This window comes from Micromonospora sp. WMMD558 (genome assembly GCF_049315255.1).
Lineage (GTDB): Bacteria > Actinomycetota > Actinomycetes > Mycobacteriales > Micromonosporaceae > Micromonospora.
Window position 1 is genome coordinate 89,982 of the sequence record NZ_CP186061.1, and the last position, 26,104, is coordinate 116,085.

Below are 26,104 nucleotides of genomic sequence, written 5' to 3' on the forward strand. Positions count from 1 at the left end.
TCGACGGAAAACGATGCTGCGAATACGGCGACGCCCGCCGGGAGTGACCGGCGGGCGTCGGAGCGTAGGAGAATCAGACCTCGACGACGGTCGGCACGATCATGGGCCGGCGCCGGTACGCGTCGTTCACCCACCGCCCCACGGTGCGCCGGACGATCTGCTGGAGCTGGTGCGGATCGGTGATGCCGTCCGAGGCCGCCCGGTTGAGGGCCTCGGTGACCAGCGGCACCACCGGGTTGAACGCCTCCGGGTCCTCCGAGAAGCCCTTGGCGGAGACGGTGGGCCCGCCGACGACCTTCCCGGTCACCGAGTCGACCACCACCGTCGCGGCGATGAAGCCGCCGTCCCCCAGGATCCGGCGCTCGGTCAGCAGCGACTCGCTCACGTCGCCGACGGCCAGGCCGTCCACGTAGACGTACCGGCTCTTGACGTGCCCGACCAGGCTGGCGCGGCCCTCGACCAGGTCGACCACGTCGCCGTCCTCGCAGAGCACCACCCGGTCCGGCGCGACGCCGGACTCGATGCCGAGCCGGGCGTGGGCACGCAGGTGCCGCCACTCGCCGTGCACCGGCATCAGGTTGCTCGGCCGGACCACGTTGAGCAGGTAGAGCAGCTCGCCGGCCGGGGCGTGACCGGAGACGTGCACCTTCGCCACGTCCTTGTGCACGACCACGGCACCGGCCCGGGCCAGCCGGTTGATCACCCGGTAGACCGAGGTCTCGTTGCCGGGCACCAGCGAGGACGCGAGCACCACGGTGTCGCCGGGGGCGATCGTGATGTGCCGATGGTCGCCGCTGGCCATCCGGCCGAGGGCACTCATCGGCTCGCCCTGGCTGCCCGTCGACATCAGCACGATCTGCTCGGGCGGCATGGTGGTGGCCTCTTCGATGCCGACGACCAGGCCCGGCGGGATGTTCAGCAGGCCCAGGTCCCGGGCGATGCCCATGTTGCGGACCATCGAACGGCCGATCAGGGCGACCTTGCGGCCGTGCTCGACGGCGGAGTCGAAGACCTGCTGCACCCGGTGCACGTGCGAGGCGAACGAGGCCACGATGATCCGGCCCCGGGCCTTCTGGAAGATGGAATCGAGCACCGGCCCGATCTCCCGCTCCGGCGTGACGAAGCCGGGGATCTCGGCGTTGGTGGAGTCGGACAGCAGCAGGTCCACGCCCTCGGCGCCGAGCCGCGCGAAGCCGGCCAGGTCGGTGATCCGCCCGTCCAGCGGGAGCTGGTCCATCTTGAAGTCGCCGGTGTGCAGCACCAGACCGGCCGGGGTGCGGATGGCGACCGCGAGCGCGTCCGGGATCGAGTGGTTGACCGCGAAGAACTCGCACTCGAACGGGCCGAGCCGCTCCCGGCCGCCCTCCCGCACGGTCAGCGTGTACGGCTGGATCCGCCGCTCCGCGAGCTTCGCCTCGACCAGGGCGAGGGTGAACTGCGAGCCGACCAGCGGGATGTCCGGCTTGTGGGCCAGCAGGTACGGCACCGCCCCGATGTGGTCCTCGTGACCGTGGGTGAGCACGATCGCCTGCACGTCGCCGAGCCGGTCCAGGATCGGGCCGAAGTCGGGCAGGATCAGGTCGACGCCGGGCTGCTCCACGTCGGGGAAGAGCACCCCGCAGTCGACGATCAGCAGCTTGCCGTCGTACTCGAAGACGGTCATGTTCCGACCGATGGCGCCGAGCCCGCCGAGCGGGATGATCCGCAGTCCACCCTCCGGCAGCGGCGGCGGAAATTCAGCCTCGAAGTGCGCCTCGGTCACGCGTTCACCTCATTCTGCGGCGCCGTCACCCGGCGCCCGTCGATTCGTTCGATCATCAGGGAAGGTCCAGCCCGGCCGCCGCGCAGTCGGCGCGGAGCTGGGCGAGTTGCTCGGCCGTCGCGTCGACCAGCGGTGGGCGCACCGGACCGGCCGGCAGCCCCTTGGCCGCGAGCCCCGCCTTGACCAGGATCGTGCCCTGGGTGCGGAAGATGCCCGTGTACAGCGGCAGCAGCCGCCGGTGCAGGGCGAGCGCCGTGGCGGTGTCGCCCGCGTCGTACGCCTGGATCATCTGCTGGGTCTGCACGCCGGTGAAGTGGGTCGAGGTGCCGACCACGCCGACCGCGCCCACGGCCAGCGCGGGCAGGGTGAGGGAGTCCTCGCCGCTGTAGAAGGCGAGACCGGTCCGGCTGGTGACCCAACTGGTGGCGGTCAGGTCGCCCTTGGCGTCCTTCACCGCGACGATCCGCCCGTGGTCGGCGAGTCGCACCAGCGTCTCGGTCTCGATCGGCACACCGGCGCGGTGCGGGATGTCGTACAGCATCACCGGCAGCCCGCTCGCGTCCGCCACGGCGGTGAAGTGCCGCAGCAGGCCCGCCTGCGGCGGCTTGTTGTAGTACGGGGTCACCACCAGCAGGCCGTGGGCGCCGGCCTTCTCGGCGGCGGCGGCCAACTCGATGGTGTGCCGGGTGTCGTTGGTGCCGACCCCGGCCACCACCTTCGCGCGGTCGCCGACGGCCTCCACGACGACCCGGATCAGGCGCTCCTTCTCCGCGTCGGTGGTGGTCGGCGACTCACCGGTGGTGCCGTTGACCACCAGCGCGTCGTTGCCCTGCTCGTCCACCAGGTGGTTGGCCAGCCGGGCCGCCCCGTCGAGGTCGAGCGACCCGTCGGCGTGCAGCGGCGTCACCATGGCCGTGAGCACACGCCCGAACGGCCGGGACGCGGCCGGGGCGACGGTGTCAGGGTGGTCGTGCGTCATGGGTCCAACCTAGCGGACGACCGCCGAGCCGCTGCCGGGGAAGGGCTCAGGACACCTCGGCGTGCGGGCTGGCCGCCACCTCGGTGCCGTCGGGCAGCGTCGAGATCACGAAGTCGTTGAACACGTTCGGCGCGACCCCCTGGAGCTGGCGCAGGCACTCCACGGCCAGCTCCCGGATCTCCACGTCGGCGTGCTCGGTCGCGCGCATCGCGACGAAGTGCCGCCACGCCCGGTAGTTGCCGGTGACCACGATCCGGGTCTCGGTGGCGTTGGGCAGCACCGCCCGGGCCGCCTGCCGGGCCCGCTTGCGCCGCAGCGTGGGGTTGGGCTCGTCGGTGAACCGCTGCTCCAGCCCCTCCAGCAGCTCGGTGTACGCACGGACGCTCGCCTCGGCCGCCTCCACGAACTTCTTGTGCAGCTCCGGGTCCTCGGCGATCACCGTCGGCTCGACCATCGCCGCGTCCCGCTCCGGGACGTACCGCTGGGACAGCTGGGAGTACGAGAAGTGCCGGTGCCGGATCAGCTCGTGCGTGAACGACCGGGACACACCGGTGAAGTAGAAACTCACCGAGCCGTGCTCCAGCACGCTCAGGTGGCCCACCTCGAGGATGTGCGCCAGGTAGCCGGCGTTGGTCGCGGTGGCCGGGTTCGGCTTCTTCCAGCTCTGGTAGCAGGCCCGACCGGCGAACTCGGCGAGCGCCTGGCCGCCGTCGGCGTCGGTCGACCACGGCACGTCGTCCGGGGCCGCGAAGTGGGTCCACGCGATGAGCTTGACCTGGGGCTGCACCATGTCCGGCATTCCTGGGACTGTAGTGGCCGCTCAGGCCTGCGGGAAAGTTGGGCTCGCGGGCAGTTGGCCGGCTCACGCTCCGCGCGGCACCCCGGCGGGCACGTCGCGCCGGAGCCGGACCGGATCAGACGTACAGGGAGGTGAACGGCGCCCAGGGCAGGTTGCGCAGCACCGAGAAGGCGAACCACGCGGCCAGGAAGACGCCGATCACCCGGGTGTCGATCCGCGGCTCGGGGAGCCGCCAGCCGAACGCCTGCTTCCCCGCCCACGCCACGAAGAAGTACGCCAGGAAGGGCAGGGCGAACACGAAGAGGAAATGGTGGCGGGCGGCGGCCGGCAGGTCGCCGTGCAGCACGTACCAGAGTGCGCGGGTGCCGCCGCAGCCCGGGCAGTCCAGCCCGGTGGTGAGCTTGAGCAGGCAGGTCGGCGCCGCGTCGGGCGCGGACCGGGTCGGGTCGCTGATCAGCGTGTAGCCGATGCCGGCGGCGACGCAGCCGAGCGCGGCCAGTGGCACCGCCCAGCGCGGCGAGCGCTCGTAGAGCCGGACCACGAAGCGGGTCAGCCGGTCCGGCTCGGACACCGGGTAGGGCGGGACCTGCCCGGCGGGCCACCCCCCGTGGGGATCGACCCGGGTGCCCGGCACGGCCGGGTCCGGCGGGGCCGGAGACGTCGCCACCGGGTGCGGCGGGACCGGGTGCGGCGCGACGTCGCCCCGGGGCCCCTCAACGCTCGTCACGCCGATCACGGTACACCGGCCGGGCTCGTCAGCGCGGCGGCCAGCGGACCCGCCAGGTCGCCCGCCGCCGGGGGCGCCACGGCGTCCAGGCCCAGCCAGCCGGCGAGCCGCTGCAGCTCGGCGGCGAGCGCGAGCGCGGTCTCGCCCGGGTCGGCGCCGGGCTCGAGCCAGGCCGCGGGCACCAGGAGCACGCCCGCCCTGCGGTCTGCCTTCAGGTCGACCCGGGCGGTGAACCGTTCCCCCTGGAGGAACGGCAGCACGTAGTAGCCGTGCACCCGCTGCGGCGCCGGCACGTAGATCTCGATGCGGTAGCTGAAGTCGAACAGCCGCTCGGTGCGGCCTCGCTCCCACACCAGCGGGTCGAACGGGCTGACCAGCGTGTTGCCGCGCACCCAGCGGGGCAGCCGTGCCTGCGCATGCAGCCAGGCCCGCTGCCGCCAGCCCTGCACCGTCACCGGCAGCAGCTCCCCCGCCTCCGCCAGCTCGGCGATCGCCGTCCGGGCCCCGGCCAGCGGCAGCCGGAAGTAGTCCCGCAGCTCCGGTTCGGCGGCCACCCCGAGCGACCGGGCCGCCACGGCGACCAGCGTCCGGTACGCCTCGGCGTCGGTCGGGGTCGGCGCGGCCAGCACGGCGGCCGGCAGGACCCGCTCGGGGAGGTCGTAGCGGCGGGCGAACGAGGTGGTGCGGTCGGCCGCGGTCACCTCACCGGCCCAGAACAGGAACTCCAGCGCCCGTTTCACCGCCGACCAGTTCCACCCCCAGTTGCCGGTCTCCCGAGGGGCGTCGTGCTCGATCTCGGCGGCGGTCAGCGGGCCGCGGGCGGCCACCTCGTCGCGGACCCACGCCACCAGGCCGGGCTGCTCCTCGGCGATGCGGCGCATGCCACCCCAGGCCTCGGCCCGCGCGCGGGCCATCCGCCAACGCAGCGCAGCGTGCAGATCGACCGGCACCAGCGACGCCTCGTGCCCCCAGTACTCGAAGAGGTCGCGGGGACGGCGGTAGGCCGCCGTGTCGAGCAGCGCGGTCGGGTAGGGCCCGAGCCGGCTGTAGAGCGGCAGGTAGTGCGCCCGCTGGAGCACGTTGACCGAATCCATCTGGATCAGCCCGACCCGGTCGAGCACGCGACGCAGGTGCCGCCGCGTCGGCACGCCGGTGGGCGCCGGGTCGGCGAAGCCCTGGGCGGCGAGCGCGATCCGCCGGGCCTGGGCGAGCGAGAGCGATTCCGGTGCGACCATCGCGGGCACCCTAGTTCAGCGGTACGACACCGCTGTGCGCCCGCCCGTCGACGTCACCCGGGCGCGACGCGGCGCCCCTACCGGCCGGTGCCCGCACCGACGGCGGCCGGACCGGCAGGAAGGCGAGCAGCGCCAGGCTGATCCAGACGTAGGTGTTGCTGCCGAGGAAACCGCCGATGCCGGTGAAGTCCCGCTCCCACACCCAGACGATCCGGCTGATCAGGAAGGCGTACGCGACGGCCGCGGCGACCAGCAGCGCGCGGCGCCGGCGGCTGCCCGCGGGGGCGGCCATCCCGCTGTCCACCAGGAGGATCAGCGCCGGCAGCAGCCAGACCAGGTGGTGCACCCAGGTGACCGGGCTGACCAGGCACATCACCGCGCCGGTCAGCGCCAGCCCGGTCGCCTCGTCACCGGCGGCGGCGGCCCTCCGGGATCGCCACACCCACAGCGCCAGCGTCGCCACCACCAGCGCCAGCCAGGCCACGGTGCTCGGCTCCTGCGGGTCCAGCCGGGCCACCACCCCCCGCAGCGACTGGTTGGAGACGAACGCCAGCTCGCCCACCCGGTTGGTGTTCCAGAGCGCCTCGGTCCAGAACTCGCGGGACGCGTCCGGGAACAGCGCGCCGGCGAACACGGTGGCGGCGGCCGCGGTGCCCATCGCGGTCACCGCCGCCCGCCAGCGGCCGGTCACCAGCAGGTACACGATGAAGATGCCGGGGGTCAGCTTGATCGCGGTCGCGAGGCCGATGCCCACCCCCGCCCAACGGCTGCCGCCCGGCAGCAACCGGAGCAGGTCGACCGCCACCAGGAACAGCAGCAGCATGTTGACCTGGCCGAAGTTGACCGTCTCGCGCATCGGCTCGTACGCGGCGGCCAGACAGAGCGCCACCGCGAGAGCGAACCAGCGGGTCCACCCGGCCCGCCGGGAGATCGGGTCGATCAACCAGTGGAACAGGACCACGGTGACCACCACGCTGGCGGCCACGCTCACCACGATCGCCGCCGTCCAGGGCAGGTACGCCATCGGCAGCATGACCAGCGCGGCGAAGGGCGGGTACGTGAAGCCGTACTGGGTGAACGGGCGCAGGTGGTCGTAGATCTCCCCGCCGTCGTGCACCCAGTGGCGCAGCGCGCCGTAGTACACCTGGAGGTCGAAGAAGCCGTGCCGCACGGCGGCCACCGACAGGAAGAGAGCCACCGCGACGGCGAGGCCGGCCACGCCGACGACCTGCCCGACCGTCCGCCCGGCACCCTGCGCCACCGTCGCCTCCCTCGCCCTGCGTAGGCTTCCGTGCCATGGCCCTCGGATACGTCCGCCCGGCGCGTCCGGAAGACGCCGGCGAGATCGCCCGCATCCAGCTCGCGACCTGGCGGGTCGCGTACCGCCGCATCCTGCCCCGGCACGTGCTCGACAACCTGGACGAGGCGTGGCTGGCCCGGCGGTGGAGCGCGGCGGTGCAGGAGCCGCCCTCCGGCTCGCACCGGGTGCTGGTCGCCGTCGAACAGGCCGAGCAATCGTATCTGGTGGGGTTCGCCGCCTCCGGTCCGGCCGACGCCGAGGCCCTGGCCCCCGGCGAGCCGGCCGAGGCGCTCGGGCCGGACGTCGTCGCGGTGACCGACCTGCTGGTGGAGCCACGGTGGGGCCGGCGGGGGCACGGCAGCCGGCTGCTCGCGGCGAGCGTGGACCACTGGCGCGAGGACGGGTTCGGCCGGGCGGTGGCCTGGGCGTTCGACGGCGACGCGGCGACCCGGGGGTTCCTCACCGGCACCGGCTGGGAGCCGGACGGGGCGGCCCGCGCGCTGGACGTGGACGACATGCTGGTCCCGCAGGTACGCCTGCACGTAGCCGTCCCGCCTCCGCCGAACGGCGCGGAGGGGTAGCCGGCGGGTCGTTCGGGACTGTCGGAGGCCCCGCCTACGGTGACGCCATGACGGTGGCGCACGCGCAGGTCCCGGCCGGCGAGGATCGCGGCCACCCGTTTACCGGCGAGCCCTGGCCGGCGGTCTCCGCGGCCCACCGCGCCGAGCTGACCGGCTACTGCTACCGAATGCTCGGGTCGATCTTCGACGCCGAGGACGCGGTGCAGGAGACGCTGCTGCGGGCGTGGCGGGCGCGGGACGACTTCGCCGGCCGGGCCTCCGTGCGCACCTGGCTCTTCCGGATCGCCACCAACGTCTGCCTGGATCTGCTGCGCGGTCGTGCGCGGCGGGCTCTCCCGGTGGATCTCGGTGAGCCCTCCCCGCCGGTCCTCGCGCTGCTCGGCGCACCCGAGCCGGGCTGGGTCGAGCCGGCGCCCGACGCGGCGGTGCTGCCGGCGACGGACGACCCGGCGGAGGTCGCCGTCGCGCGCGAGTCGGTGCGGCTGGCGTTCGTGGCCGCGCTGCAACACCTGCCGCCCCGGCAGCGCGCCGTGCTGATCCTGCGCGACGTGCTGCGCTGGCGGGCCGACGAGGTGGCCGGCCTGCTCGACGCCACGGTCGCCTCGGTCAACAGCGCCCTGCAACGGGCCCGGGCCACGATGGCCGGCCGCGCCGGCACGGCGCCCGCCGCGGAGCTGGACGCGGCCCACCGCGAGCTCCTCGACCGCTACGTCGACCTGTTCGAACGGTACGACGTCGACGCGCTGGTCGCCCTGCTGCAGGCGGACGCGGTGCACAGCATGCCGCCGTACGCGCTGTGGCTACGGGGGCCGCGGGACATCGGGCGGTGGATGCTCGGCCCGGGCGCCGAGTGCCGGGGGTCGCGGCTGCTGCCCATCGCGGCCAACGGCGGGTCCGGCTTCGGGCAGTACCGGCCCGACCCGGCCGGCGGGCACCGGCCGTTCTCGGTTCAGCTCGTGTCGACCGACGGGGCCGGGATCACCGCGATCACCCACTTCCTGGAGCCCCGGCTCTTCCCGCTGTTCGGGCTGCCCGACCGGCTGCCCTGACTGTGAGGCGACCGACGAACGGGGTGGTTCCCGCGATCCCGCGGCCCGGGAACCATTCCGCGTCAGCCCTTCTCCGCGCCCTCGGCGGCGTCCCGGACGAAGTAGCGCTGGAAGATCACGAAGATGACCGCCACCGGGATGGTGGCGAGCAGCGCGGCGCCGAGCTTGAGCGGATACTGCGTGCCCTTGCCGAGCGAGCCGCTGACCAGGTCGGCCAGGCCGCGCGGCAGGGTGAACAGGTCCGGGTCCTGCACCGACACCAGGCTGTGCGGGAACTCGTTCCACGAGCCCTGGAAGGACAGGATGGTCAGCGTGATGAGCGCGGGCTTCGCCATCGGCAGGACCACCGACCAGAAGGTGCGGAAGACGCCGGCCCCGTCGATCCGGGCGGCCTCCTCCACGCTGACCGGGACGGACTCGAAGAACTGTTTCATGATGAAGATGCCGGCCGCGTCGGCGAGCAGCGGCACGACCAGCCCCGGGTAGCTGTTGTAGATGCCCAACTGGTTGAGCACCAGGAACTTCGGGATCAACAGCACGACGGGGGGTACCGCCATCACGGCGACGACCGCGGCGAAGAGCCACCGCCGCCCGTGGAAGCGGAGCCGGGCCAGGGCGTACCCGGCGAGGGAGTCGAAGAACACCCGCCCGAGCGTGACCAGCACGGTCACCAGCAGCGAGTTGCCGAGCCAGAGCGGGAAGCTGGTGCCGGCGAAGATCCGCTCGAAGCCGTCCAGCACCAGCGGGTCGGGGATCGGCGAGAGCGGGTTGGCCGCCGCGTCCGGCTCGGTCTTGAGCGAGTTGCCGATCTGGATGACGAACGGGTAGAGGAACACCAGCCCGAAGAAGATCAGGACGGCGTACCCCAGGATGCGGCTGGCCAGCGCGCGGCCGTCGCGGGCGCGACGGCGGCTGACGGGCGCGGGCGCCGCCGGCGCGGATCGGTCGGTCAGGGTGGTCACGACCGGCCTCCCCGGCGTACGGTCCGGCGCCACGAGCGGCGTCCGGCGGAGTCCCGGTCAGCCATGATCCGGCGCTGGAGCAGGGTGAGCACGATGATGATCAGGAACAGCAGGAACGAGATCGCCGCGCCGGAGCCGTAGTCGAAGTCCCGGAAGGCGGTGCGGTACGACAGGTACGCCGGCGTGAGGGTGGTCTTGGCCGGGTCGCCCTGACTCATGACGTACACCTGGTCGAAGACCTGCCAGGACCCGATCAGGCCGAGGGTGAGCACCAGGAACGTGGTCGGTTTGATCAGCGGCAGGGTGACGTGCCGGAACCGCTGCCAGCGCGAGGCGCCGTCGATCGTGCTCGCTTCGTCCAGGACGACCGGGACCTGCTGCAGCGCGGCCAGGAACATCAGCATGAAGGTGCCGGAGGTGGTCCACACGACCAGCGTGATGATCGACATCATCGCGACGCTCGGCCCGGAGAGCCAGTCCCACCAGCTCAGCCCGAACGGACCGCCCTCGGCCAGGGCGGCGGGCGGGCTGTCCACACCGACCGCACCCAACAGCAGGTGCAGGACACCCCGTGGGTCGGCGAACCACTGTGGCCCGTCGATCCCGAAGAGCCGGAGCAGGCCGTTGACGGCTCCGGAGTTGGCGAAGAGGAAGAGGAAGACGACGCTGATCGCGACCGAGCTGGTGACCGACGGGAAGTAGAAGGCGCTGCGGAAGAAGCTCTTCCCCCGGAGCAGCCGGTTGTTGACGATCAGCGCGAGGCCGAGTGCCAGTACGGTCTGCGCCGGCACGACGAGCGCCACGTAGTAGATGTTGTTCCGGATGCTGGTCATGAAGTCGCGACGGTCCAGCCCGTCCTCGGTGAAGAGCCGGGTGTAGTTCTCGGCGCCGACGACCGGCGCCTCCGAGGTGAACGGGCTTCCCTGCCCGTTCCAGTCGGTGAGGCTCACCCAGAACGCCATCAGGATCGGCAGCAGCATGAACAGCCCGAGGATGACGATGATCGGCGCGACGAAGAGCCAGCCGGCGACGTTCTCGTTTCCCCGCACGCCCCCGCCGCCGCGCCGCGGCGGTCGGGCGGTCGCGGTGGCCGGGGCGGCCACGGCGTCGATCGCCATGTCCTCTCCTTCCTCCGGTCGGAGGTGGAAGGAAGGGCCCCGGTCGACGAACCAGGGGCCCTTCCTCGCACCTCAGCCGCCCAGGGCCGCCGTGGCGTTCTTGTCGAAGTTCGCCAGGATGGTCTTCGGGTCGCCGCCCGCCAGGCCCTGCAGGCTCGCTTCCAGGTCCTGCAGGACGCTGTCCATCTTCGGCGCGTTCACCGGGCCCTGCGCGTACGCGGCGCCGTCGATGAACGGCTTGTCCGCCGGGAAGGCGCCGGTGTACTGGTCGCGGACCGACTGGCGGGACGGCATCACGCCGAACGCCGTGGCGAAGGCCATCTGCTGCTCACCCGAGGTCATCGCCTCGACGAACTTGATCGCCTGGTCCTTGTACGTCGACTTCGCCGCGATCCCCCAGCACTGGGTGAAGGAGAGGGTGCCCTTGCCCTTCGGGCCGGCGGGCAGCTCGACGACCTTGTACTTCACGGTCGGGAAGTCGTTCTTCAGGGCGCCCTTGATCCAGTTGCCCTCGATGGTCATCACGGCCGCGCCCTTGCCGAACGCCTCGCCGGACCAGCCCGCGTCAAGTTGCTTGGGGAAGCGGGCCAGGCCCTCGGTGACCAGCGACTTGACGTACGTCAGGGCGGCGACGTTCTCCGCGGTGTCGGCCGTGGGCTGCTTGCCGTCCTCGCTGAGCAGCCAGCCGCCGTTCTGCACCAGGAACGCGCCGATGCGGTCGCGGGTGTCACCGAGCGCGAGCGGCACCATCCCCTTGGCCTTGATCTTGCGGGAGGTGGCGGTGAGCTGGTCCCAGGTGGTCGGGACGTCGGCGTCGGTCAGCCCGGCCTTCGCCCACAGGTCGGTGTTGATCTGGAGGGCCAGGGTGGAGAAGTCCTTCGGGGCGCAGTAGAGCTTGCCGTCGTAGGTGAACGTGGTGCGCAGGCTCTCGTAGAAGTCCCCGGTGTTGCTGATCTTGTCACCGTACGGTTCGAGGGCGCCGACGCTGGCGTAGTCGGCGAACCGCGCCGCGTCGACGTAGAACACGTCGGGCGGGGTGCCGCCGGCGAGGGCCTGCCCGAGTTGCTGGGTGAGGTCCTGGGCCGGGGTGACCGTCGCCTGGTTGCCGGAGGACGACGCCCACTTGGCGGCGGCGTCCTGGACGGCCTCGGTCTCGGCGTCGCCGGAGGAGCCGATCAGGATCTGGAGGTTGGCGGGTCCGCTGGACTGGGCGGCGTCGCCGGAGCTGTCGTCGAAACCGCTGCCGCAGGCGGCGGAACCGAGAAGGGCGGCGGCGGTGAGGCCGGCCAGCGCCGCCCGGGCGAGGGAGCGAGGTGCCATCGGATTCTCCTGTGGGGGACGGGGGATCATGCGGTGTGGCGCCGCACCAGCGAGGGCTGGAGCAGCACCTGGTCGGTGGTGCGGTGAGGACCGTCGAGAACGGCGGTGAGCAGGTCGACGCAGCGGGCGGCCGCCTCGCCGAGGGGTTGGCTGACGCTGGTGAGGCCCACCGCGGCGGCGACCGGGGTGTCGTCGAAGCCGATCACCGCCACGTCCGGGGCGTCGGCGCGGACGGCCTGGAGGGCCCCCAGGGCGAGCGAGTCGCTGGCGCACAGCAGCGCGGTCGGCGCCGCCTCGGCGAGCAGGCCGCGCGCGTGGCGTTCGCCCTCGGCGATGCCGTCCACCGTCTCGCGGTCCAGCCCGGCCGGGTCCACGCCGGCGGCGGCGAGGGTGCGCCGCCAGCCGGCGCGCCGGTCGTCGCCGACGCCGGAGCCGGCCGGCCAGCCGAGGAAGCCGATCCGGCGGTGGCCGGCCGCGAGCAGGTGGGTCGTGGCCTCGGCCGTGCCGGCCGCACCGTCGACGTCGACCCAGGGGTACGCGTCGGGCGCGTCCCACGGCCGGCCGAAGGTCACGAACGGCACCCCACGCCGCGCCAGCCACTCCGTCCGCGGGTCACCGTGATCGGTGCCGGTGAGCACGAAGGCGTCGAGGTCGTACGCCCCGAGCAGGTCGTCGTACGTCGCGATCTCGCGGTCGGTGTCGGTGGCGGTGTAGAGCATGACGCGGTATCCGGCCGCTTCGGCGGCCTCGGTGAGGCCGTGCAGGAACCGGTCGAGCACCGAGCCGTTGATTCCGTCCCGGGTGGGCTCGATGCGGGCCGCGATGAGCCGGGACCGGCCGGTCCGCATCTGGCGGGCGGCCTGGTTGGCCCGGTAGCCCAGCGCGTCGATGGCCTCCTGCACGCGGAGCCGGGTCTCCTCGCGCACGATGTGCGGCGCGTTGAGCACGTTGGACACCGTCTGCCGGCTGACCCGGGCGTGCCGCGCCACCGTCGCGATGGTCACCTTTTCGGCCACTTGATCCCTCTCGCGGTCTTGAACGATCCAATTTGGATACGGCAGGATTGGATCGTTCAAGTTGCTGGAATGTTTCGCACTCTGCACCGCCCGGGGACGGTCTGTCAAGACATCCGCGCCCCGCCGAGAAGGATCTGGAGCCGCATCGTGACCGAACGCCACCTGCAACCCCTGCTGCACGATCTGGTGGGGGTCGCGCTCGCCCCGACCAGCGCGCTGGGGGACGCGGCCGGGCAGATCCGCCCGACCGGGGTCCAGGGCGTGTTCCACGCCGACGCCCGCGTGCTCAGCCGCGCCGAACTGCGCGTCGACGGCCGCGAGCCGGAGGCGCTGGCGCGCGGGGCGGCGGGCCCGCACGGCGCACGGTTCGTCGGCCTCGCCCGCTGGCTGGGCGATCCGGGTCCCGACCCGACGGTACGCGTGGAGCGCACCCGCCACCTGCACCCCGGCGGCCTGACCGAGGAGGTACGGCTCGTCTCCAGCGCGTCGGTGCCGGTGCGGGCCACGATCGACGTCGACCTGGCGTGCGACCTGGCACCGATCGAACTGGTCAAGTCCGGCGGCGCCACCACGCCGGTCGCGGCGGAGGTCGGCGCCACCGGCGGCCTCACCTGGTCCGGCGAGGGCGTCACGGTCCACCTCACCGCCGAGGGCGCCGAGGTGCGCGCCGACCGGGCCGACGCGCCGGCCCTGCGCTGGCCGGTGGAGCTGCCGTCCCGCGGCGCCGTCACCCTGCGCTGGCGGCTCACCGTCACCGACCCACGCGCGGTCGTGGCCACCCCGGCGGTCGAGACGTCCTGGGCCGAGCCGCGCGTCCACGCCGACGACCGCCGGCTGACCCGGCTGCTCGACCGGTCCCTCGCCGACCTGCGTGGGCTGCGCCTCGCCGACCCGGACGCGCCACAGGACGTCTTCCTCGGCGCCGGGGTGCCCTGGTTTCTCACCCTCTTCGGCCGCGACAGCCTCTGGGCCGCGCGGATGATGCTGCCGCTCGGCACCGACCTCGCCGCCGGGACGCTGCGGGTGCTGGCCCGCCGCCAGGGCACCCGCCTCGACCCCGCCACCGGTGAGGCTCCCGGCAAGATCCTGCACGAGCTGCGGCGACTCGAGTTCACGCTGGCCGACGGGGGGCTGCGGCTGCCGCCGGCGTACTACGGCACGGTCGACGCGACCATGCTCTGGGTGTGCCTGCTGCACGACGCGTGGCGTTGGGGACTGCCCGCCGACCAGGTCGCGCCCCTGCTGCCGCACCTGGAGGCGGCGCTGGGCTGGCTCGCCGACCACGCCGACGCCGACGGCGACGGCCTCATCGAGTACGTCGACACCACCGGGCACGGCCTGTCGAACCAGGGCTGGAAGGACTCCGGGGACGCGGTCCGCTTCCGCGACGGCCGGCTCGCGACCGCGCCGATCGTGCTCGCCGAGGTGCAGGGGTACGCGTACGAGGCGGCCGTCGCGGGAGCGGCCCTGCTCGACGCGTTCGGCCGTCCCGGCGCCGACCGCTGGCGCGCGTACGCCGACCGGCTCGCCGAGCGGTTCCGTGCCACGTTCTGGGTGGACGGCCCGTACGGGCCGCAGCCGGCCCTCGCGCTGGACCGGGACAAGCGCCCGGTGGACTCGCTGACCAGCAACATCGGTCACCTGCTCGGCACCGGCCTGCTCACCGCCGGCGAGGAGGCTCAGGTGGCCCGGCTCCTCACCACCGACGCGATGACCGGCGGGTTCGGGCTGCGGACCATGTCCACCGACGACGCCGGGTTCAGCCCGCTGTCGTACCACTGTGGCTCGATCTGGACCCACGACACGGCGATCGTGCTCGCCGGGCTGGCCCGGGCCGGCTTCCGGCAGGCCGCGCTCGGCCTCGCCGACGGCCTGCTCGCGGCCGCCGAGGCCTTCGACTACCGGCTCCCCGAGTTGTACGGCGGCGACGACCGCGACCTGCTCGGGCGTGCCGTGCCCTACCCGGCGGCCTGCCACCCGCAGGCCTGGTCGGCGGCGGCGGCCGTGCTGCTGCTCCAGGCGGCCACCGGCGTCTACCCCGACGTGCCGGCCGGAAGCGTGCACCTCGCCCCGCTGGCCGGCGCCGACCTGGGCGCGGTGTCCGCCGCCGGCCTACGCGTCGGCGGCAGCCCGGTCACCGTCGCGGTCGACCGGACGGGCGCGGCCTCGGTCACCGGCCTGCCGGCGGACTTCCAGCTGACCGGACCGGCCGCCTCCGCGCCGGTCCCCGCTCCCCGCCCGGCGGCCGAGGAGGCCACCTCGGACGTCGGCTGAACCCGACGTCAGGCAGCCGAACCCGACCGCGCGGCCGGGCCCGACGACGCGGCCGGTCCCGACGACGCGGCCGGTCCCGCCGGGGTCGGAGCCCACCGCGGCCCGGCCCGCGCGGCCGGACCGTGCGCGGCCGGACGTGCGCGGCCGGCCGGCGCAGCGGGTTGTCAGGCGGGGTCGACCAGTTCGACGACGATCTCGTCGTCCTCCGTCGCACCGGTCGGGGCGAAACCCAGGCTGCTGTAGAGACGGGCGGCGACGGTGTTGTCCGGGTGGTACGACAGCCGCACCGGGTTTCCGCCGCCCTCCCGGGCCAGCCACTCCGCCAGGGTCACCACCGCGGCACGGCCGACGCCGTGGTCCTGTTCGGCCGCGTCGACCAGCATGCCGCCGATCCACCGCGACCCGTCGTCGTCCACACCCCACATCACGTGGCCGACGACGGTCTCGTCGGCGTACACCGCGAGTGAGGTCCACACGTCGGACCGGTCGGTCAGCAGCAGGTAGCGGGCGGCGAGAGCGGGCACCCAGAGGCGCTGGTCGTCGCGCGGGGCGACGTCCGCCACCGCACGCCAGTTGTCGTCGTCCACCGGGCGCAGGGTGACCCGGCGGCCGAGCCGGTCGTGGACGTGGGAGTCGATCACCCGGGCAGCCTAGAGCGGCCCGGGTGGACTGACGACCGCTTTCAGTCGAGCAGGGCGTCCAGGCCGACCGTGAGGCCCGGTCGGTTGCGCACCTCGCGGACGGCCAGCAGCACGCCCGGCATGAAGGACGCCCGGTCGTACGAGTCGTGCCGGATGGTCAGCGTCTCGCCGGTGGTGCCGAAGAGCACCTCCTGGTGGGCGACCAGGCCGGTGGCGCGGACCGCGTGCACGCGTACGCCGTCGATGTCGGCGCCACGCGCGCCGGCCACCTCGTCCTTGGTGGCGTCCGGCACGGAGCCCAGCCCCGCCGCGGCGCGGGCCTCGGCGATCAGACGGGCGGTGTGCGTGGCGGTGCCGCTCGGGGCGTCGAGCTTGCGCGGGTGGTGCTGCTCGATGATCTCCACCGACTCGAAGTGCCGGGCCGCCCGGGCGGCGAACTGCATCATCAGGACCGCGCCGACGCCGAAGTTGGGGGCGACCACCACGCCCACGCCGGGCTTGCGGGCGAGCCAGCCGCGTACCCGCTCCAGCCGCGCCTCGGTGAAGCCCGTCGTGCCGACCACGGCGCTGATGCCCTGGTCGATGCACCAGTGCAGGTTGTCCATGACGACGTCGGGGGTGGTGAAGTCGACGACCACCTCGGCCCCGGCGTCGGAGGCGTTGAACAGCCAGTCGCCCTGGTCGATCATGGCCACCAGCTCCATGTCGGGCGCCGCGTCCACCGCTCGGCACACCTCGAGACCCATCCGGCCCCGAGCGCCCAGCACGCCGACCCGGATCGGCTCGTCCGCGCTCTTGTCCTGCTCGTCAGTCACGGGGCACAACCTATCCCAATCGGGACGCGGGCACCGCCGGGGTGGGGTGGTCGCTCACGCGGCGAAGTCGGACTCGCCGAACGGGCCGACCACGGCCAGGGACATCGGCCGCCCGAGCAGCTCGGCGGCGAGGTCGTTGACGTCGTCGACGGTGACCGCGTCGACCCGGGCGAGCAGCTCGTCGACGGGCATCAGGTCGCCGTAGAGCAGCTCGCCCTTGGCGAGGCGGCTCATCCGGGAGCCGGTGTCCTCCAGGCCCAGCACGAACGAGCCCTTGCTCATGCCCTTGCCACGGGCCACCTCGGCCTCGGTCAGCCCGTCGGCGGCCACCCGCGCCAGCTCGGTGCGGGTCAGGTCCAGCACCTCGTCCACCTTGCCCGGAGCGCAGCCGGCGTAGACGGCGAACAGGCCGCTGTCGGCGTACTGGCTGGCGTACGAGTAGACCGAGTACGCGAGGCCGCGCTGCTCGCGGATCTCCTGGAACAGCCGGCTCGACATGCCGCCGCCGAGGACGTTGTTGAGGACGCCGAGGGCGAAGCGGCGGTCGTCCAGCCGGTCGATGCCGGGGCAGCCGAGCACGACGTGCGCCTGCTCGGTCTCCTTCGGCTCCACGAGGGTCGTGACGGGCTTCGTGCGTACCGCCGGGGTGGCGGCCCGGAACGGCGCCGGCGACGCCGGGTCGGTGTCCAGCGGAGTGCCGCGCAACGCCTGGCGGACCAGCTTGACCACCGCGGCGTGGTCGAGGTTGCCGGCGGCGGCGATGACGATCCGGGGGGCGGTGTAGTGCCGCCGGTAGAAGCTCTGGATCTGCCGGCGGGTCATCGGGGTGACCGTCTCCTCGGTGCCGGAGATCAGCCGGCCGAGCGGGTGGTCACCGTAGACGGCCCGGGTGAAGAGGTCGTGGACCTCGTCGCCGGGCTCGTCGTCGTGCATGGCGATCTCCTCGAGGATCACACCCCGCTCGGTCTCCACGTCGGCCGGGGTGAGCACCGAGTCGGCGACGAGGTCGCACATCACGTCGATGGCGAGCGGCAGGTCCTCGTCCAGCACCCGCGCGTAGTAGCAGGTGTACTCCTTCGTCGTGAAGGCGTTGGTCTCGCCGCCGACCGCCTCGATCGCCGAGGAGATGTCCAGGGCGTTCCGCTTGTGGGTGCCCTTGAACAGCAGGTGCTCCAGGAAGTGGGCGGCACCGGCCTGCGGGCCGTTCTCGTCCCGCGACCCCACGGACACCCAGATGCCGAACGAGACGCTGCGCATCGTGGGGATCGCCTCGGTGAGCACGCGCAGGCCGCTGGGCAGAACCGTCCGACGGACGGTCCCGCCCAGCGGGTCGTCGCTGAGCGTCCGGGTCACCGCACGGGCGCCGCCGGCGCGGCCCCCGGTCGTGCCCCGGAACGCCGCCACCCCCCGTCGATCCGGCGGAAACGGCGCGCTGGCGGCCCGACTCACGTGGTGCTCCCGGTTCGACGAGGGGTGGGTGGTGCGGTGGTTACCGGTCAGGTGTGCCGGGTGCGACGGCGCGGACGCGAGTCGCCGCCGCCCTCGCCGCCCTCGCCACGGTCACCGCGGTCCGGGCCACGGCTGCCGCGCTCACCGCCGCGGTCGCGGTCACCGCGGTCGCGCGGCCCCCGGTCGCCCCGGTCACGGCCGGCCGGCCGCTCGGCGCCCGCCTCGGCCTCGGCCGGGGCCTCGGCGCCCTCCGGGCGGACCTTGTCCAGGTAGATCTTGCCGCGCTGGTCGATGTCGGCGATCTCCACCTCGACCTTGTCGCCGACGTTGAGGAAGTCCTCGACCTTCTCGACCCGCTTGCCGTCGCCCACCTTCGAGATGTGCAGCAGGCCGTCGCGGCCCGGGAGCAGCGAGATGAAGGCGCCGAACGCGGCCGTCTTCACCACGGTCCCGAGGAACCGGTCGCCGAGCTTCGGCAGCGTCGGGTTGGCGATGGCGTTGATCCGCTCCACCGCCGCCTGGGCCGACGGGCCGTTGGTGGCGCCGACGTAGATCGTGCCGTCGTCCTCGATGGAGATCTCGGCGCCGGTCTCGTCCTGGATGGCGTTGATCGTCTGACCCTTGGGGCCGATCACCATGCCGATCTTGTCGACCGGGATCTTGACGGTGGTGACCCGCGGCGCGTAGTCCGACATCGGGGCCGGGGCCTCGATCGCCCGCTGCATCACGTCGAGGATCGTCTGCCGGGCCTCGTGCGCCTGCTGGAGCGCGGCGGCCAGTACGTCCGACGGGATGCCGTCGAGCTTGGTGTCGAGCTGGAGCGCGGTCACGAAGTCCCGGGTGCCGGCGACCTTGAAGTCCATGTCACCGAACGCGTCCTCGGCGCCGAGGATGTCGGTCAGCGTCACGTACTGCGTCTTGCCGTCGACCTCGTCGGAGATGAGGCCCATGGCGATGCCGGCGACCGGCGCCTTGAGCGGCACACCGGCGCTGAGCAGGCCGAGCGTCGACGCGCAGACCGAGCCCATCGACGTGGAGCCGTTCGAGCCGAGGGCCTCGGAGACCTGCCGGATGGCGTACGGGAACTCCTCGCGCGACGGCAGCACCGGGATCAGCGCCCGCTCGGCGAGCGCGCCGTGGCCGATCTCCCGCCGCTTCGGCGAGCCGACCCGGCCGGTCTCACCGGTCGAGTACGGCGGGAAGTTGTAGTTGTGCATGTAGCGCTTGGACTTCTCCGGGGAGAGCGTGTCCAGCGCCTGCTCCATGCGCAGCATGTTCAGCGTGGTGACGCCCAGGATCTGGGTCTCGCCACGCTCGAACAGCGCCGAGCCGTGCACCCGGGGCAGCACGCCGACCTCGGCGTTCAGCGGGCGGATGTCCCGCGGGCCACGGCCGTCGATGCGGACCTGCTCGCGCAGCACCCGGCTGCGGACCTCGGACTTGGTCAGCGACCGCAGGGCGGCGGAGAGCTCCTTCTCGCGACCCTCGAAGCGCGGGGCGAGCTCGTCCAGCATCCGGGCCTTGATCGCGTCCAGGGCCTCCTCACGCACCGCCTTGCCGGCGATCTGGAGGGCCTCGGCGACGTCGGCGCGGGCGAACTCCGCGACCGCCTCGTACGCGTCGTCCTGGTAGTCGAGGAACACCGGGTACTCGAGGACCGGCTTGGCGGCGACCTCGGCCAGCTCGCTCTGTGCGCGGCACAGCTCGCGGATGGCCGGCTTGGCGGCCTCCAGACCGCTCGCCACGACCTCCTCGGTCGGGGCCGGGGCGCCGTCGGCGACCAGCTTCACGGTGTGCTCGGTGGCCTCCGCCTCGACCATCATGATCGCGACGTCGCCGTCCGGCAGGGCACGGCCGGCGACCACCATGTCGAAGGTGGCCCGGGCCAGCTCCTCGTGGGTCGGGAAGGCGACCCACTGACCGTCGACGTGCGCCATCCGGGTGGCGCCGATCGGCCCGGAGAACGGCAGGCCGGAGAGCTTGGTCGACATCGAGGCGGCGTTGATCGCCACGACGTCGTACGGGTGCTGCGGGTCGAGCGCGAGGACGGTCTCGACGACCTGGACCTCGTTGCGCAGGCCCTTGACGAACGACGGGCGCAGCGGCCGGTCGATCAGGCGGCAGGTGAGGATCGCGTCCTCGCTGGGCCGCCCCTCACGACGGAAGAACGAGCCGGGGATCCGCCCGGCGGCGTACATCCGCTCCTCGACGTCGACGGTCAGCGGGAAGAAGTCGAACTGCTCCTTCGGCTGCTTGCCGGCGGTGGTGGCGGAGAGGACGACCGTCTCGCCCAGCTGGGCGACGACGGAGCCGGCGGCCTGACGGGCCAGCCGACCGGTGGAGAAGGTGACCTCACGGGTGCCGAAGGCCCCGTTGTCGATCACGGCGGTGCGGGACTCGGTGCCGAGGTTACTGCTCTCGGTCATCTGCGGTTGTGCTCCTTCGCGTGAACGGACCCGCGACGCAGAGCTGTTCAGACGGCCGGTCTTCGATCGAAGCGCCCGGGCGGTCGGCGTCGTGCCGTTTGCCCGGGGGCCACTACCGGAGACCGGTACGCTGACCGGCTCCCTGGGTGTCGGGTGGTCGCGCGGTCCTGGTTGTTCGGTGTTCCCGGTGGTGAACCGAAGCGGGGGAGCGGCCTGGTCGGCCACTCCCCCGTCACGTCACCGGCGCAGACCGAGCCGCTCGATGAGCGACCGGTAGCGGTTGATGTCCTTCTTCTGGACGTAGTTGAGCAGCCGACGGCGACGGCCGACCAGCAGCAGCAGCCCGCGGCGGCTGTGGTGGTCGTGCTTGTGCACCTTCAGGTGCTCGGTCAGGTCCGCGATCCGCTTGGTGAGGACCGCGACCTGCACCTCGGGCGAACCGGTGTCGCCCTCGACGGTCGCGTACTCCGCGCGGATCTGGGCCTTGGCTTCCTGGTCGAGCGCCATGTTCTCCCTGTTTCGATGGGTTGTTCGGCGATGTCCGTCGTGTCGGGTCGCGCCGAACGGAGACGGACGGTCCTCGCACCCGCGGCGTCGTGCAGGCACGCGAGGCCCCACGTCGGTCAGCCGACGTCCCCGTCAGCCTACCAGCAACCGGTCGGGCGAGCCGGTCAAGGGCCGCGGGGCGGCTCGGCGGCGTCGACCGGCCGCCGGAGCCCACCGCCGGTGGACGGCCCGCACCTCCCGTCGCCCGGGGCCCGCGCGGGCGGCCTCAGGCCAGCGCCCGCCGGGTCCGCTCGACGTCCTCGGTGATCTGGGCCACCAGCGGCTCGACCGAGTCGTACCGGACCTGCCCCCGCAGGTGCGCCACGAAGTCCAGGGCCAGCCGCTCGCCGTACAGGTCGCCGTCGAAGTCGAGCACGTACGCCTCGACCCGCCGCTCCCGCCCGGAGAAGGTCGGATTGGTGCCGACCGACACGGCGGCCATCAGCGGCTCCCGGTGCCCCCGCCGCACCAGGCGGGCGGCGTACACGCCGTCGGCGGGGACCGCGGCGTACCGGTGACAGAGCAGGTTGGCCGTGGGGAAGCCGAGCTCACGGCCACGCTGGTCGCCGCGCACCACCACCCCTTCGAGCCGGTGCGGCCGGCCCAGCGCGGCAGCGGCGGTGACCACGTCCCCGGCGTCGACGCACGAGCGGATGTACGTGGAGGAGAAGACGGTGCCCGCCTCCGACACCAGCGGCGCCCCCTCGACGGCGAAGCCGAAGGTCCGCCCGAGCCGTTCCAGCAGCGCCACGTCACCGGCGGCCCGGTGCCCGAACCGGAAGTTGGCACCCACCACGACCCGGGTGGCGTGCAGGTGCTCGACCAGCACGTCGTGAACGAACGCCTCGGCCGGCAGCCGGGAGAACTCCGGTGTGAACGGCACCACGCAGAGGACGTCCACGCCGAGCGCCTCGATCAGCTCGGCCTTGCGGGCCGGCTCGGTGAGCACCGCCGGGTGCGAGCCCGGCCGCACCACCTCCGCCGGGTGCGGGTCGAAGGTGACCACCACCGACTTGATGCCCAGCTCCCGGGCCCGCGCCACGGCGTGACCGATGGTCGCCTGGTGCCCCTTGTGCACGCCGTCGAAGACGCCGATCGTGACGACCGACCGCCCCCAGCCACCGGGCGCCGCGTCGTACCCCCGCCACCGCTGCATACCGCTCCTCCCCTGCCGCTGGCCGACCGTCGCCTGTCAGGCCGGGGCCAGCACGATCTCCGCGCGGGCCTGACCGTCCCGCTCGCTGACGATAGCGATCAACCCCCCGGCCGGGCCGAAGACCGCGTACGGGCCGGCGATCCCGACCGGCTGCAGCGGGCCGCCGTGCGACAGCACCCGCTGCTCGTCGGCGGTGGCGTCCCGACGCGGGAAGAACCGGTCGGCCGCGGCGGCGAGCGGCAGGTTGACCACGTCGGGGGCGCGCTGCTCCAGCTCGTCGAGGGTGGCCGCCTCGGCCAGGGTGAAACCACCGACCGCGGTACGCCGCAGCGCGGTCAGGTGCCCGCCGACCCCCAACGCCAGCCCCACGTCCCGGGCGATCGCCCGGATGTACGTGCCGGACGAGCAGGTGACGTCGACGTCCACGTCCACCACGTCGGGCTGGTCCCGGCGGACCGCGAGGACGTCCAGCCGGGAGATGGTGACCCGGCGGGCCGGAAGCTCGACGCTCTCCCCCTCTCGTACCCGCTTGTACGCCCGCTGTCCGTCGATCTTGATGGCGCTGACCGCGCTGGGCACCTGGTCGATCTCACCGGTGAGCGCCGCGAGGGCGGCCCGGACCGCGTCGTCGGTCACCCGCCCGGCCGGGGTGGTCGCGATCACGTCGCCCTCGGCGTCGTCGGTGACCGTCGCCTGGCCGAGGCGGATCGTGGCGGTGTAGCTCTTGCCGGCCCCGATCACGTACGTCAGCAGCCGGGTGGCCCGACCGACGCCGATCACCAGCACGCCGGTGGCCATCGGGTCGAGGGTGCCGCCGTGCCCGACGCGTCGCGTCCGGGCCAGTCGCCGTACGCGCGCCACCACGTCGTGCGACGTCATGCCACCGGGCTTGTCGACCACGATCAGTCCGTCTGCGCTCACGACCGCCAAGCCTGCCAGATGGGCCGGTGCGCCCCGGCGACGGGACGCCGGGCCGAAAACGGGAATGTGTTGTTCGCCTCTTCCTGCCACGATGTCCGGTAGTGACGCCGGCCGGCAGTCCGGCGTCCGGACCACGGGGAGATTCGATGGGCACTCCGAACGACAGCCGGACCGGTCCCACCGCCGACGACCGGCGCCTGCTCCGCACACCGCAGCAGCCCTCCTCCTTGCCGGAGTGGATGCTCAACCCGCCGCCTCCGCGCCGCACCGTCGGTGACCGGTTGGCCGGCGCCGCCCTCGCACTGCCGGGCGCCGCCGCGCTCCGCCGGCGGTGGTGGGCGTGGCAGGGCCGGCGCCGGCTACACGAGCGCTACCCGAACGCGGTCAAGGTGACCGCGTTCTTCCTCTGCTTCGCGGCGGCGCTGGCTCTGGTGCTGGCCGCCAACGCCCTCTTCGGGATGGTGTGACGCACAGCCGGTCGGGATGCGCGGCGCGGGCCGGCGGGTGTGCCCCGGTCAGGCCCGGACCGCGCCGACCACCGCCCAGCCGCCGGAGCGCAGCCGGAGCAGCAGGGCGACCAGCCGGAGCACCACGAAGAGGGTGAGCCCGGCCCAGATGCCACCGAGCCCGAGGTCGAGCCCGTACGCCAGCCAGATCGCCGGCAGGAAGCCGCCGAGCGCCGCCACGATCGTCAGGTTGCGCAGGTAACGGACGTCCCCGGCGCCGATCAGCACCCCGTCGAGGGCGAAGACGACGCCGGCGAGCGGCTGCATCGCCACGAACCACGGCCAGGCCACCATCGCCTGGTCGCGTACCTGCGGATCGGAGCTGAACCACCCGGGGACCACGCCGGCGCCGGCGGCGATGAGCGCGGCGAACGCCACGCCGCAGACCCCGCCGAGCAGAGCGATCCGGCGGGCCAGGCCGCGCGCCCCGGCGGCGTCGCCGGCGCCCAGCGCCGCGCCGACCAGCGCCTGGGCGGCGATGGCGAGCGCGTCGAGCACCAGCGCCGTGAAGAACCACAGTTGCAGGGCGATCTGGTGGGCCCCGACGGCGGCCGCGCCGAAGCGGGCGGCCACCGCGGTCGCGGACAGGAAGCTCGCCTGGAAGGCGAGACCGCGGATCAGCAGGTCACGGCTGAGCACGAGTTGCTGGGCGATCATCCGTGGGCGCGGGTTCAGGGACACCCGTTCGGCGACCAGCGCGCCGACGAAGAGCGCACCGGAGATCGTCTGCGCGATCACGTTGGCCACCGCCGAGCCGACCAGGCCGAGCCCGGCCGGGTAGACCAGCAGCGGGCAGAGCAGCGCGGAGAGCAGGTTCGGCCCGAGCACGAACCACAGCGGACGGCGGGTGTCCTGGATGCCGCGCAGCCAGCCGTTGCCGGCGGCGGCGAGCAGCAGGCCTGGAGCGCCGAGCGCCGCGACGCGCAGCCACTGGGCCGCGGCGTCGGCCACGTCGCCGTCGGCCCCGGCGAGGGTACGCGTGAGCGCTCCGCCGCCCAACTGCATGCCGACCGCGACCGCGACGCCCACCCCGAGGGCGAGCCAGGACGCCTGGACGCCCTCCGCCACGGCGGCGCCCCGGTCACCGGCACCGAACCGGCGGGCGGACCGGCCGGTGGTGCCGTACGCGACGACCGTGCCGAGCCAGGCGATGAGGGTGAGGACGGTGCCGCCGACGGCCAGCGCGGCGAGCGGAACCCGGCCCAGGTGCCCCACGACGGCGGTGTCGACCAGGACGTAGAGGGGCTCGGCGGCCAGCACGACGAGTGCGGGCAGGGCGAGCGCCGCGATCCGTCGGGGCGACGCTGTCTCGGGGGCGGTGGCGACCGGCTGGCTCATCGCCGCCGATCCTGACACGTGCGAGGTAAGGGCTGCAACCTCGTACGTCACTTACCGGGCGGTCCTCCCGTCCCGGCTGGTCGATGCCCGGCACACCGGCGTGGGACGCCGCCGGGCATCAACCGATCCGCGCCGGCGTCACTGACGGGTGTCCATCGAGGTCTGCAGGGCGCGGCGCATCTGCTCGCGGGCCTCGTCCGTGGTCTCGGGCTTGGGCTTGTTCGGCATGAGTGGTGATCCCTTCCAGGGCGCGAGCCACCGGCACGACGGTGGAACTCACGGGCGGTCTGTGCGCCCTCAGCACATCCGGGGTCACCGGAGCGGCTGCTGGGGCAGCGAGCCCGGGTCGATCGGACCCTGGAGGGAGGCGGCGCCGGGTGCGGCACCACCGCCCACGACCAGCGCCGTCGCACGGCGCCGGTCAATTCCCAAGCTATCGTTCAGGTCCACATGCTGCGCGGTGTTCCCGGAATCTGGACAACGGTGACGGTACGCCGACGGCCTCTTCAGCGGGCCAGGAAGTGCCAGCCGAGCCACCACCAGAAGCCGAAGACGCCGATCCGGCCGACCGGCACCGACCCCACCTCGTAGCGCATCACGTACGCGCAGAGCTCGCCGAGGGTGGGGATCCGGGACCCCTCGCGCCGGGCGGCCCACTCGACGACGGCGAAGAGAGCCAACGAGACCAGGAAACCGCCGATGGCCAGCGCCCGCATCATCGCCGCACCAGCCCCCAGAACGCCGACAGCCAGGCCAGCCAGGTCGCGGAGCGGACCAGTCGGTCCTCCAGCAGCGGATCGGCCAGGCGGGAGAAGGTGGGGAAGTCGTCGCCGGCGGCGGCCACGAAGGTCGCCCCCTCGAACACCACGAACACCACGACCGGCAGCGTCCACCACACCGCACCCGAATCCAGCCGGTGCGGCGCGGGCCGCCGGGGCACCCGGTTGCTCAGGCCGAGCCAGATCAGCACCCCACCGGTGCCGAGCGTCCAGAGGTTGGCCTCGACCGAGAAGGACGGGAACCGGCCACCGACGAGCGACAGGCAGACGAGCACCGGCACGGCGACGGCGGGACGGTCCCAGGCGCGGGGCGCCTCGACGGTGAGGTCGTGGGGCTGCTCCATCCCGCAATTCTGCCCACCGTCACCGACGGCGGAAAGACGGACACTCCCCGGAGCCGACCCT

General features: G+C 73.3%; 24 protein-coding genes. 4 read left to right on the top strand and 20 right to left on the bottom strand.

Annotated features, from left to right (window positions below; all coding sequences use genetic code 11):
* Positions 1 to 73: 73 nt before the first annotated feature.
* The 6 genes from ACN26Y_RS00430 to ACN26Y_RS00455 all read right to left on the bottom strand — a co-directional run bounded on the left by ACN26Y_RS00430 (position 74) and on the right by ACN26Y_RS00455 (position 6,763).
* A complete protein-coding gene (locus tag ACN26Y_RS00430; protein ID WP_155333522.1) occupies positions 74 to 1,762 on the bottom strand; it encodes a ribonuclease J in 1,689 nt (562 codons plus the stop codon).
* 55 nt (positions 1,763 to 1,817) lie between these two features.
* Positions 1,818 to 2,741: a 4-hydroxy-tetrahydrodipicolinate synthase gene (gene dapA / locus ACN26Y_RS00435; protein WP_422734064.1), complete on the bottom strand. Its 924-nt coding sequence runs from the start codon at positions 2,739 to 2,741 to the stop codon at positions 1,818 to 1,820.
* Positions 2,742 to 2,787: 46 nt separating this feature from the next.
* Positions 2,788 to 3,531 carry an FAD-dependent thymidylate synthase gene (thyX, locus tag ACN26Y_RS00440; RefSeq protein ID WP_422734993.1) on the bottom strand — a complete coding sequence of 248 codons (744 nt, stop codon included), beginning with the start codon at positions 3,529 to 3,531 and terminating at the stop codon, positions 2,788 to 2,790.
* A 124-nt stretch (positions 3,532 to 3,655) separates the two neighbouring features.
* Positions 3,656 to 4,276 (bottom strand): DUF2752 domain-containing protein, encoded by a 621-nt coding sequence (locus ACN26Y_RS00445; protein WP_422734065.1) that lies wholly within the window; start codon positions 4,274 to 4,276, stop codon positions 3,656 to 3,658.
* The gene (locus ACN26Y_RS00450; protein ID WP_155333525.1) at positions 4,273 to 5,502 is read right to left on the bottom strand and encodes a winged helix-turn-helix domain-containing protein; all 1,230 of its coding nucleotides are present in this window, start codon (positions 5,500 to 5,502) and stop codon (positions 4,273 to 4,275) included. The genes ACN26Y_RS00445 and ACN26Y_RS00450 overlap by 4 nt, the downstream gene beginning before the upstream one ends.
* Before the next feature lie 10 nt (positions 5,503 to 5,512).
* The gene (locus tag ACN26Y_RS00455; RefSeq protein ID WP_422734066.1) at positions 5,513 to 6,763 is read right to left on the bottom strand and encodes a glycosyltransferase 87 family protein; all 1,251 of its coding nucleotides are present in this window, start codon (positions 6,761 to 6,763) and stop codon (positions 5,513 to 5,515) included.
* Positions 6,764 to 6,798: 35 nt separating this feature from the next.
* Between ACN26Y_RS00455 and ACN26Y_RS00460 the strand changes: the two genes are divergently transcribed.
* Together ACN26Y_RS00460 and ACN26Y_RS00465 are read left to right on the top strand one after the other, a co-directional pair.
* The gene (locus tag ACN26Y_RS00460) at positions 6,799 to 7,383 is read left to right on the top strand and encodes a GNAT family N-acetyltransferase (RefSeq protein WP_155333527.1); all 585 of its coding nucleotides are present in this window, start codon (positions 6,799 to 6,801) and stop codon (positions 7,381 to 7,383) included.
* Between the two features lie 47 nt (positions 7,384 to 7,430).
* A complete protein-coding gene (locus ACN26Y_RS00465) occupies positions 7,431 to 8,432 on the top strand; it encodes a sigma-70 family RNA polymerase sigma factor (RefSeq protein WP_155333528.1) in 1,002 nt (333 codons plus the stop codon).
* Positions 8,433 to 8,494: 62 nt separating this feature from the next.
* On the opposite strand, the gene ACN26Y_RS00470 is transcribed toward ACN26Y_RS00465, so the two are convergent.
* From ACN26Y_RS00470 to ACN26Y_RS00485, 4 genes are all read right to left on the bottom strand, one after another.
* Positions 8,495 to 9,394 (bottom strand): carbohydrate ABC transporter permease, encoded by a 900-nt coding sequence (locus tag ACN26Y_RS00470; RefSeq protein WP_422734067.1) that lies wholly within the window; start codon positions 9,392 to 9,394, stop codon positions 8,495 to 8,497.
* A complete protein-coding gene (locus tag ACN26Y_RS00475) occupies positions 9,391 to 10,512 on the bottom strand; it encodes a carbohydrate ABC transporter permease (protein WP_422734068.1) in 1,122 nt (373 codons plus the stop codon). The genes ACN26Y_RS00470 and ACN26Y_RS00475 overlap by 4 nt, the downstream gene beginning before the upstream one ends.
* A 72-nt stretch (positions 10,513 to 10,584) precedes the next feature.
* The gene (locus ACN26Y_RS00480; protein ID WP_422734069.1) at positions 10,585 to 11,832 is read right to left on the bottom strand and encodes a sugar ABC transporter substrate-binding protein; all 1,248 of its coding nucleotides are present in this window, start codon (positions 11,830 to 11,832) and stop codon (positions 10,585 to 10,587) included.
* 26 nt (positions 11,833 to 11,858) lie between these two features.
* A complete protein-coding gene (locus ACN26Y_RS00485) occupies positions 11,859 to 12,848 on the bottom strand; it encodes a LacI family DNA-binding transcriptional regulator (RefSeq protein ID WP_155333532.1) in 990 nt (329 codons plus the stop codon).
* Positions 12,849 to 12,995: 147 nt separating this feature from the next.
* On the opposite strand from ACN26Y_RS00485, the gene ACN26Y_RS00490 reads away from it, so the two are divergent.
* Positions 12,996 to 15,122: a glycogen debranching N-terminal domain-containing protein gene (locus ACN26Y_RS00490; RefSeq protein ID WP_155333533.1), complete on the top strand. Its 2,127-nt coding sequence runs from the start codon at positions 12,996 to 12,998 to the stop codon at positions 15,120 to 15,122.
* A 164-nt stretch (positions 15,123 to 15,286) separates the two neighbouring features.
* Here ACN26Y_RS00490 and ACN26Y_RS00495 read toward each other — a convergent pair whose 3' ends face one another.
* From ACN26Y_RS00495 to truB, 7 genes are all read right to left on the bottom strand, one after another.
* A complete protein-coding gene (locus ACN26Y_RS00495) occupies positions 15,287 to 15,763 on the bottom strand; it encodes a GNAT family N-acetyltransferase (protein ID WP_155333534.1) in 477 nt (158 codons plus the stop codon).
* Between the two features lie 41 nt (positions 15,764 to 15,804).
* Positions 15,805 to 16,578 carry a 4-hydroxy-tetrahydrodipicolinate reductase gene (gene dapB / locus ACN26Y_RS00500; protein WP_155333535.1) on the bottom strand — a complete coding sequence of 258 codons (774 nt, stop codon included), beginning with the start codon at positions 16,576 to 16,578 and terminating at the stop codon, positions 15,805 to 15,807.
* Positions 16,579 to 16,632: 54 nt separating this feature from the next.
* Positions 16,633 to 18,027: a M16 family metallopeptidase gene (locus ACN26Y_RS00505; protein WP_422734070.1), complete on the bottom strand. Its 1,395-nt coding sequence runs from the start codon at positions 18,025 to 18,027 to the stop codon at positions 16,633 to 16,635.
* Positions 18,028 to 18,074: 47 nt separating this feature from the next.
* On the bottom strand, positions 18,075 to 20,453 hold the full coding sequence (locus ACN26Y_RS00510) for a polyribonucleotide nucleotidyltransferase (RefSeq protein WP_155333537.1): 2,379 nt from the start codon (positions 20,451 to 20,453) through the stop codon (positions 18,075 to 18,077).
* 237 nt (positions 20,454 to 20,690) lie between these two features.
* Entirely contained in the window at positions 20,691 to 20,960 is a 270-nt protein-coding gene (gene rpsO, locus ACN26Y_RS00515) for a 30S ribosomal protein S15 (RefSeq protein ID WP_155333538.1), read from the bottom strand.
* 265 nt (positions 20,961 to 21,225) lie between these two features.
* Complete coding sequence (locus tag ACN26Y_RS00520) at positions 21,226 to 22,155, bottom strand: bifunctional riboflavin kinase/FAD synthetase (protein WP_155333539.1); 930 nt, start codon at positions 22,153 to 22,155, stop codon at positions 21,226 to 21,228.
* Positions 22,156 to 22,191: 36 nt separating this feature from the next.
* Complete coding sequence (gene truB, locus ACN26Y_RS00525) at positions 22,192 to 23,076, bottom strand: tRNA pseudouridine(55) synthase TruB (RefSeq protein WP_155333540.1); 885 nt, start codon at positions 23,074 to 23,076, stop codon at positions 22,192 to 22,194.
* A gap of 146 nt (positions 23,077 to 23,222) precedes the next feature.
* Between truB and ACN26Y_RS00530 the strand changes: the two genes are divergently transcribed.
* Positions 23,223 to 23,543: a hypothetical protein gene (locus ACN26Y_RS00530; RefSeq protein WP_230688838.1), complete on the top strand. Its 321-nt coding sequence runs from the start codon at positions 23,223 to 23,225 to the stop codon at positions 23,541 to 23,543.
* A 48-nt stretch (positions 23,544 to 23,591) separates the two neighbouring features.
* Here the strand turns inward: ACN26Y_RS00530 and ACN26Y_RS00535 are convergent, their stop codons facing one another.
* The 3 genes from ACN26Y_RS00535 to ACN26Y_RS00545 all read right to left on the bottom strand — a co-directional run bounded on the left by ACN26Y_RS00535 (position 23,592) and on the right by ACN26Y_RS00545 (position 26,043).
* Positions 23,592 to 24,920: an MATE family efflux transporter gene (locus ACN26Y_RS00535; RefSeq protein ID WP_155333541.1), complete on the bottom strand. Its 1,329-nt coding sequence runs from the start codon at positions 24,918 to 24,920 to the stop codon at positions 23,592 to 23,594.
* 506 nt (positions 24,921 to 25,426) lie between these two features.
* Positions 25,427 to 25,636: a DUF6186 family protein gene (locus ACN26Y_RS00540; protein WP_196255955.1), complete on the bottom strand. Its 210-nt coding sequence runs from the start codon at positions 25,634 to 25,636 to the stop codon at positions 25,427 to 25,429.
* On the bottom strand, positions 25,636 to 26,043 hold the full coding sequence (locus tag ACN26Y_RS00545; protein WP_155333543.1) for a hypothetical protein: 408 nt from the start codon (positions 26,041 to 26,043) through the stop codon (positions 25,636 to 25,638). Before ACN26Y_RS00545 ends, ACN26Y_RS00540 begins: the two co-directional genes overlap by 1 nt.
* Between the last annotated feature and the right edge of the window lie 61 nt (positions 26,044 to 26,104).

What these genes read in the sequence shown, in the direction of transcription:
- dapA (WP_422734064.1), bottom strand. Translation starts at nt 2,741, where the DNA reads ATGACGCACGACCACCCTGACACCGTCGCCCCGGCCGCGTCCCGGCCG.
- thyX (WP_422734993.1), bottom strand. Translation starts at nt 3,531, where the DNA reads ATGGTGCAGCCCCAGGTCAAGCTCATCGCGTGGACCCACTTCGCGGCC.
- ACN26Y_RS00450 (WP_155333525.1), bottom strand. Translation starts at nt 5,502, where the DNA reads ATGGTCGCACCGGAATCGCTCTCGCTCGCCCAGGCCCGGCGGATCGCG.
- ACN26Y_RS00460 (WP_155333527.1), top strand. Translation starts at nt 6,799, where the DNA reads ATGGCCCTCGGATACGTCCGCCCGGCGCGTCCGGAAGACGCCGGCGAG.
- ACN26Y_RS00465 (WP_155333528.1), top strand. Translation starts at nt 7,431, where the DNA reads ATGACGGTGGCGCACGCGCAGGTCCCGGCCGGCGAGGATCGCGGCCAC.
- ACN26Y_RS00475 (WP_422734068.1), bottom strand. Translation starts at nt 10,512, where the DNA reads ATGGCGATCGACGCCGTGGCCGCCCCGGCCACCGCGACCGCCCGACCG.
- ACN26Y_RS00480 (WP_422734069.1), bottom strand. Translation starts at nt 11,832, where the DNA reads ATGGCACCTCGCTCCCTCGCCCGGGCGGCGCTGGCCGGCCTCACCGCC.
- ACN26Y_RS00510 (WP_155333537.1), bottom strand. Translation starts at nt 20,453, where the DNA reads ATGACCGAGAGCAGTAACCTCGGCACCGAGTCCCGCACCGCCGTGATC.
- rpsO (WP_155333538.1), bottom strand. Translation starts at nt 20,960, where the DNA reads ATGGCGCTCGACCAGGAAGCCAAGGCCCAGATCCGCGCGGAGTACGCG.
- ACN26Y_RS00520 (WP_155333539.1), bottom strand. Translation starts at nt 22,155, where the DNA reads ATGCAGCGGTGGCGGGGGTACGACGCGGCGCCCGGTGGCTGGGGGCGG.
- ACN26Y_RS00530 (WP_230688838.1), top strand. Translation starts at nt 23,223, where the DNA reads ATGGGCACTCCGAACGACAGCCGGACCGGTCCCACCGCCGACGACCGG.
- ACN26Y_RS00535 (WP_155333541.1), bottom strand. Translation starts at nt 24,920, where the DNA reads ATGAGCCAGCCGGTCGCCACCGCCCCCGAGACAGCGTCGCCCCGACGG.
- ACN26Y_RS00540 (WP_196255955.1), bottom strand. Translation starts at nt 25,636, where the DNA reads ATGCGGGCGCTGGCCATCGGCGGTTTCCTGGTCTCGTTGGCTCTCTTC.
- ACN26Y_RS00545 (WP_155333543.1), bottom strand. Translation starts at nt 26,043, where the DNA reads ATGGAGCAGCCCCACGACCTCACCGTCGAGGCGCCCCGCGCCTGGGAC.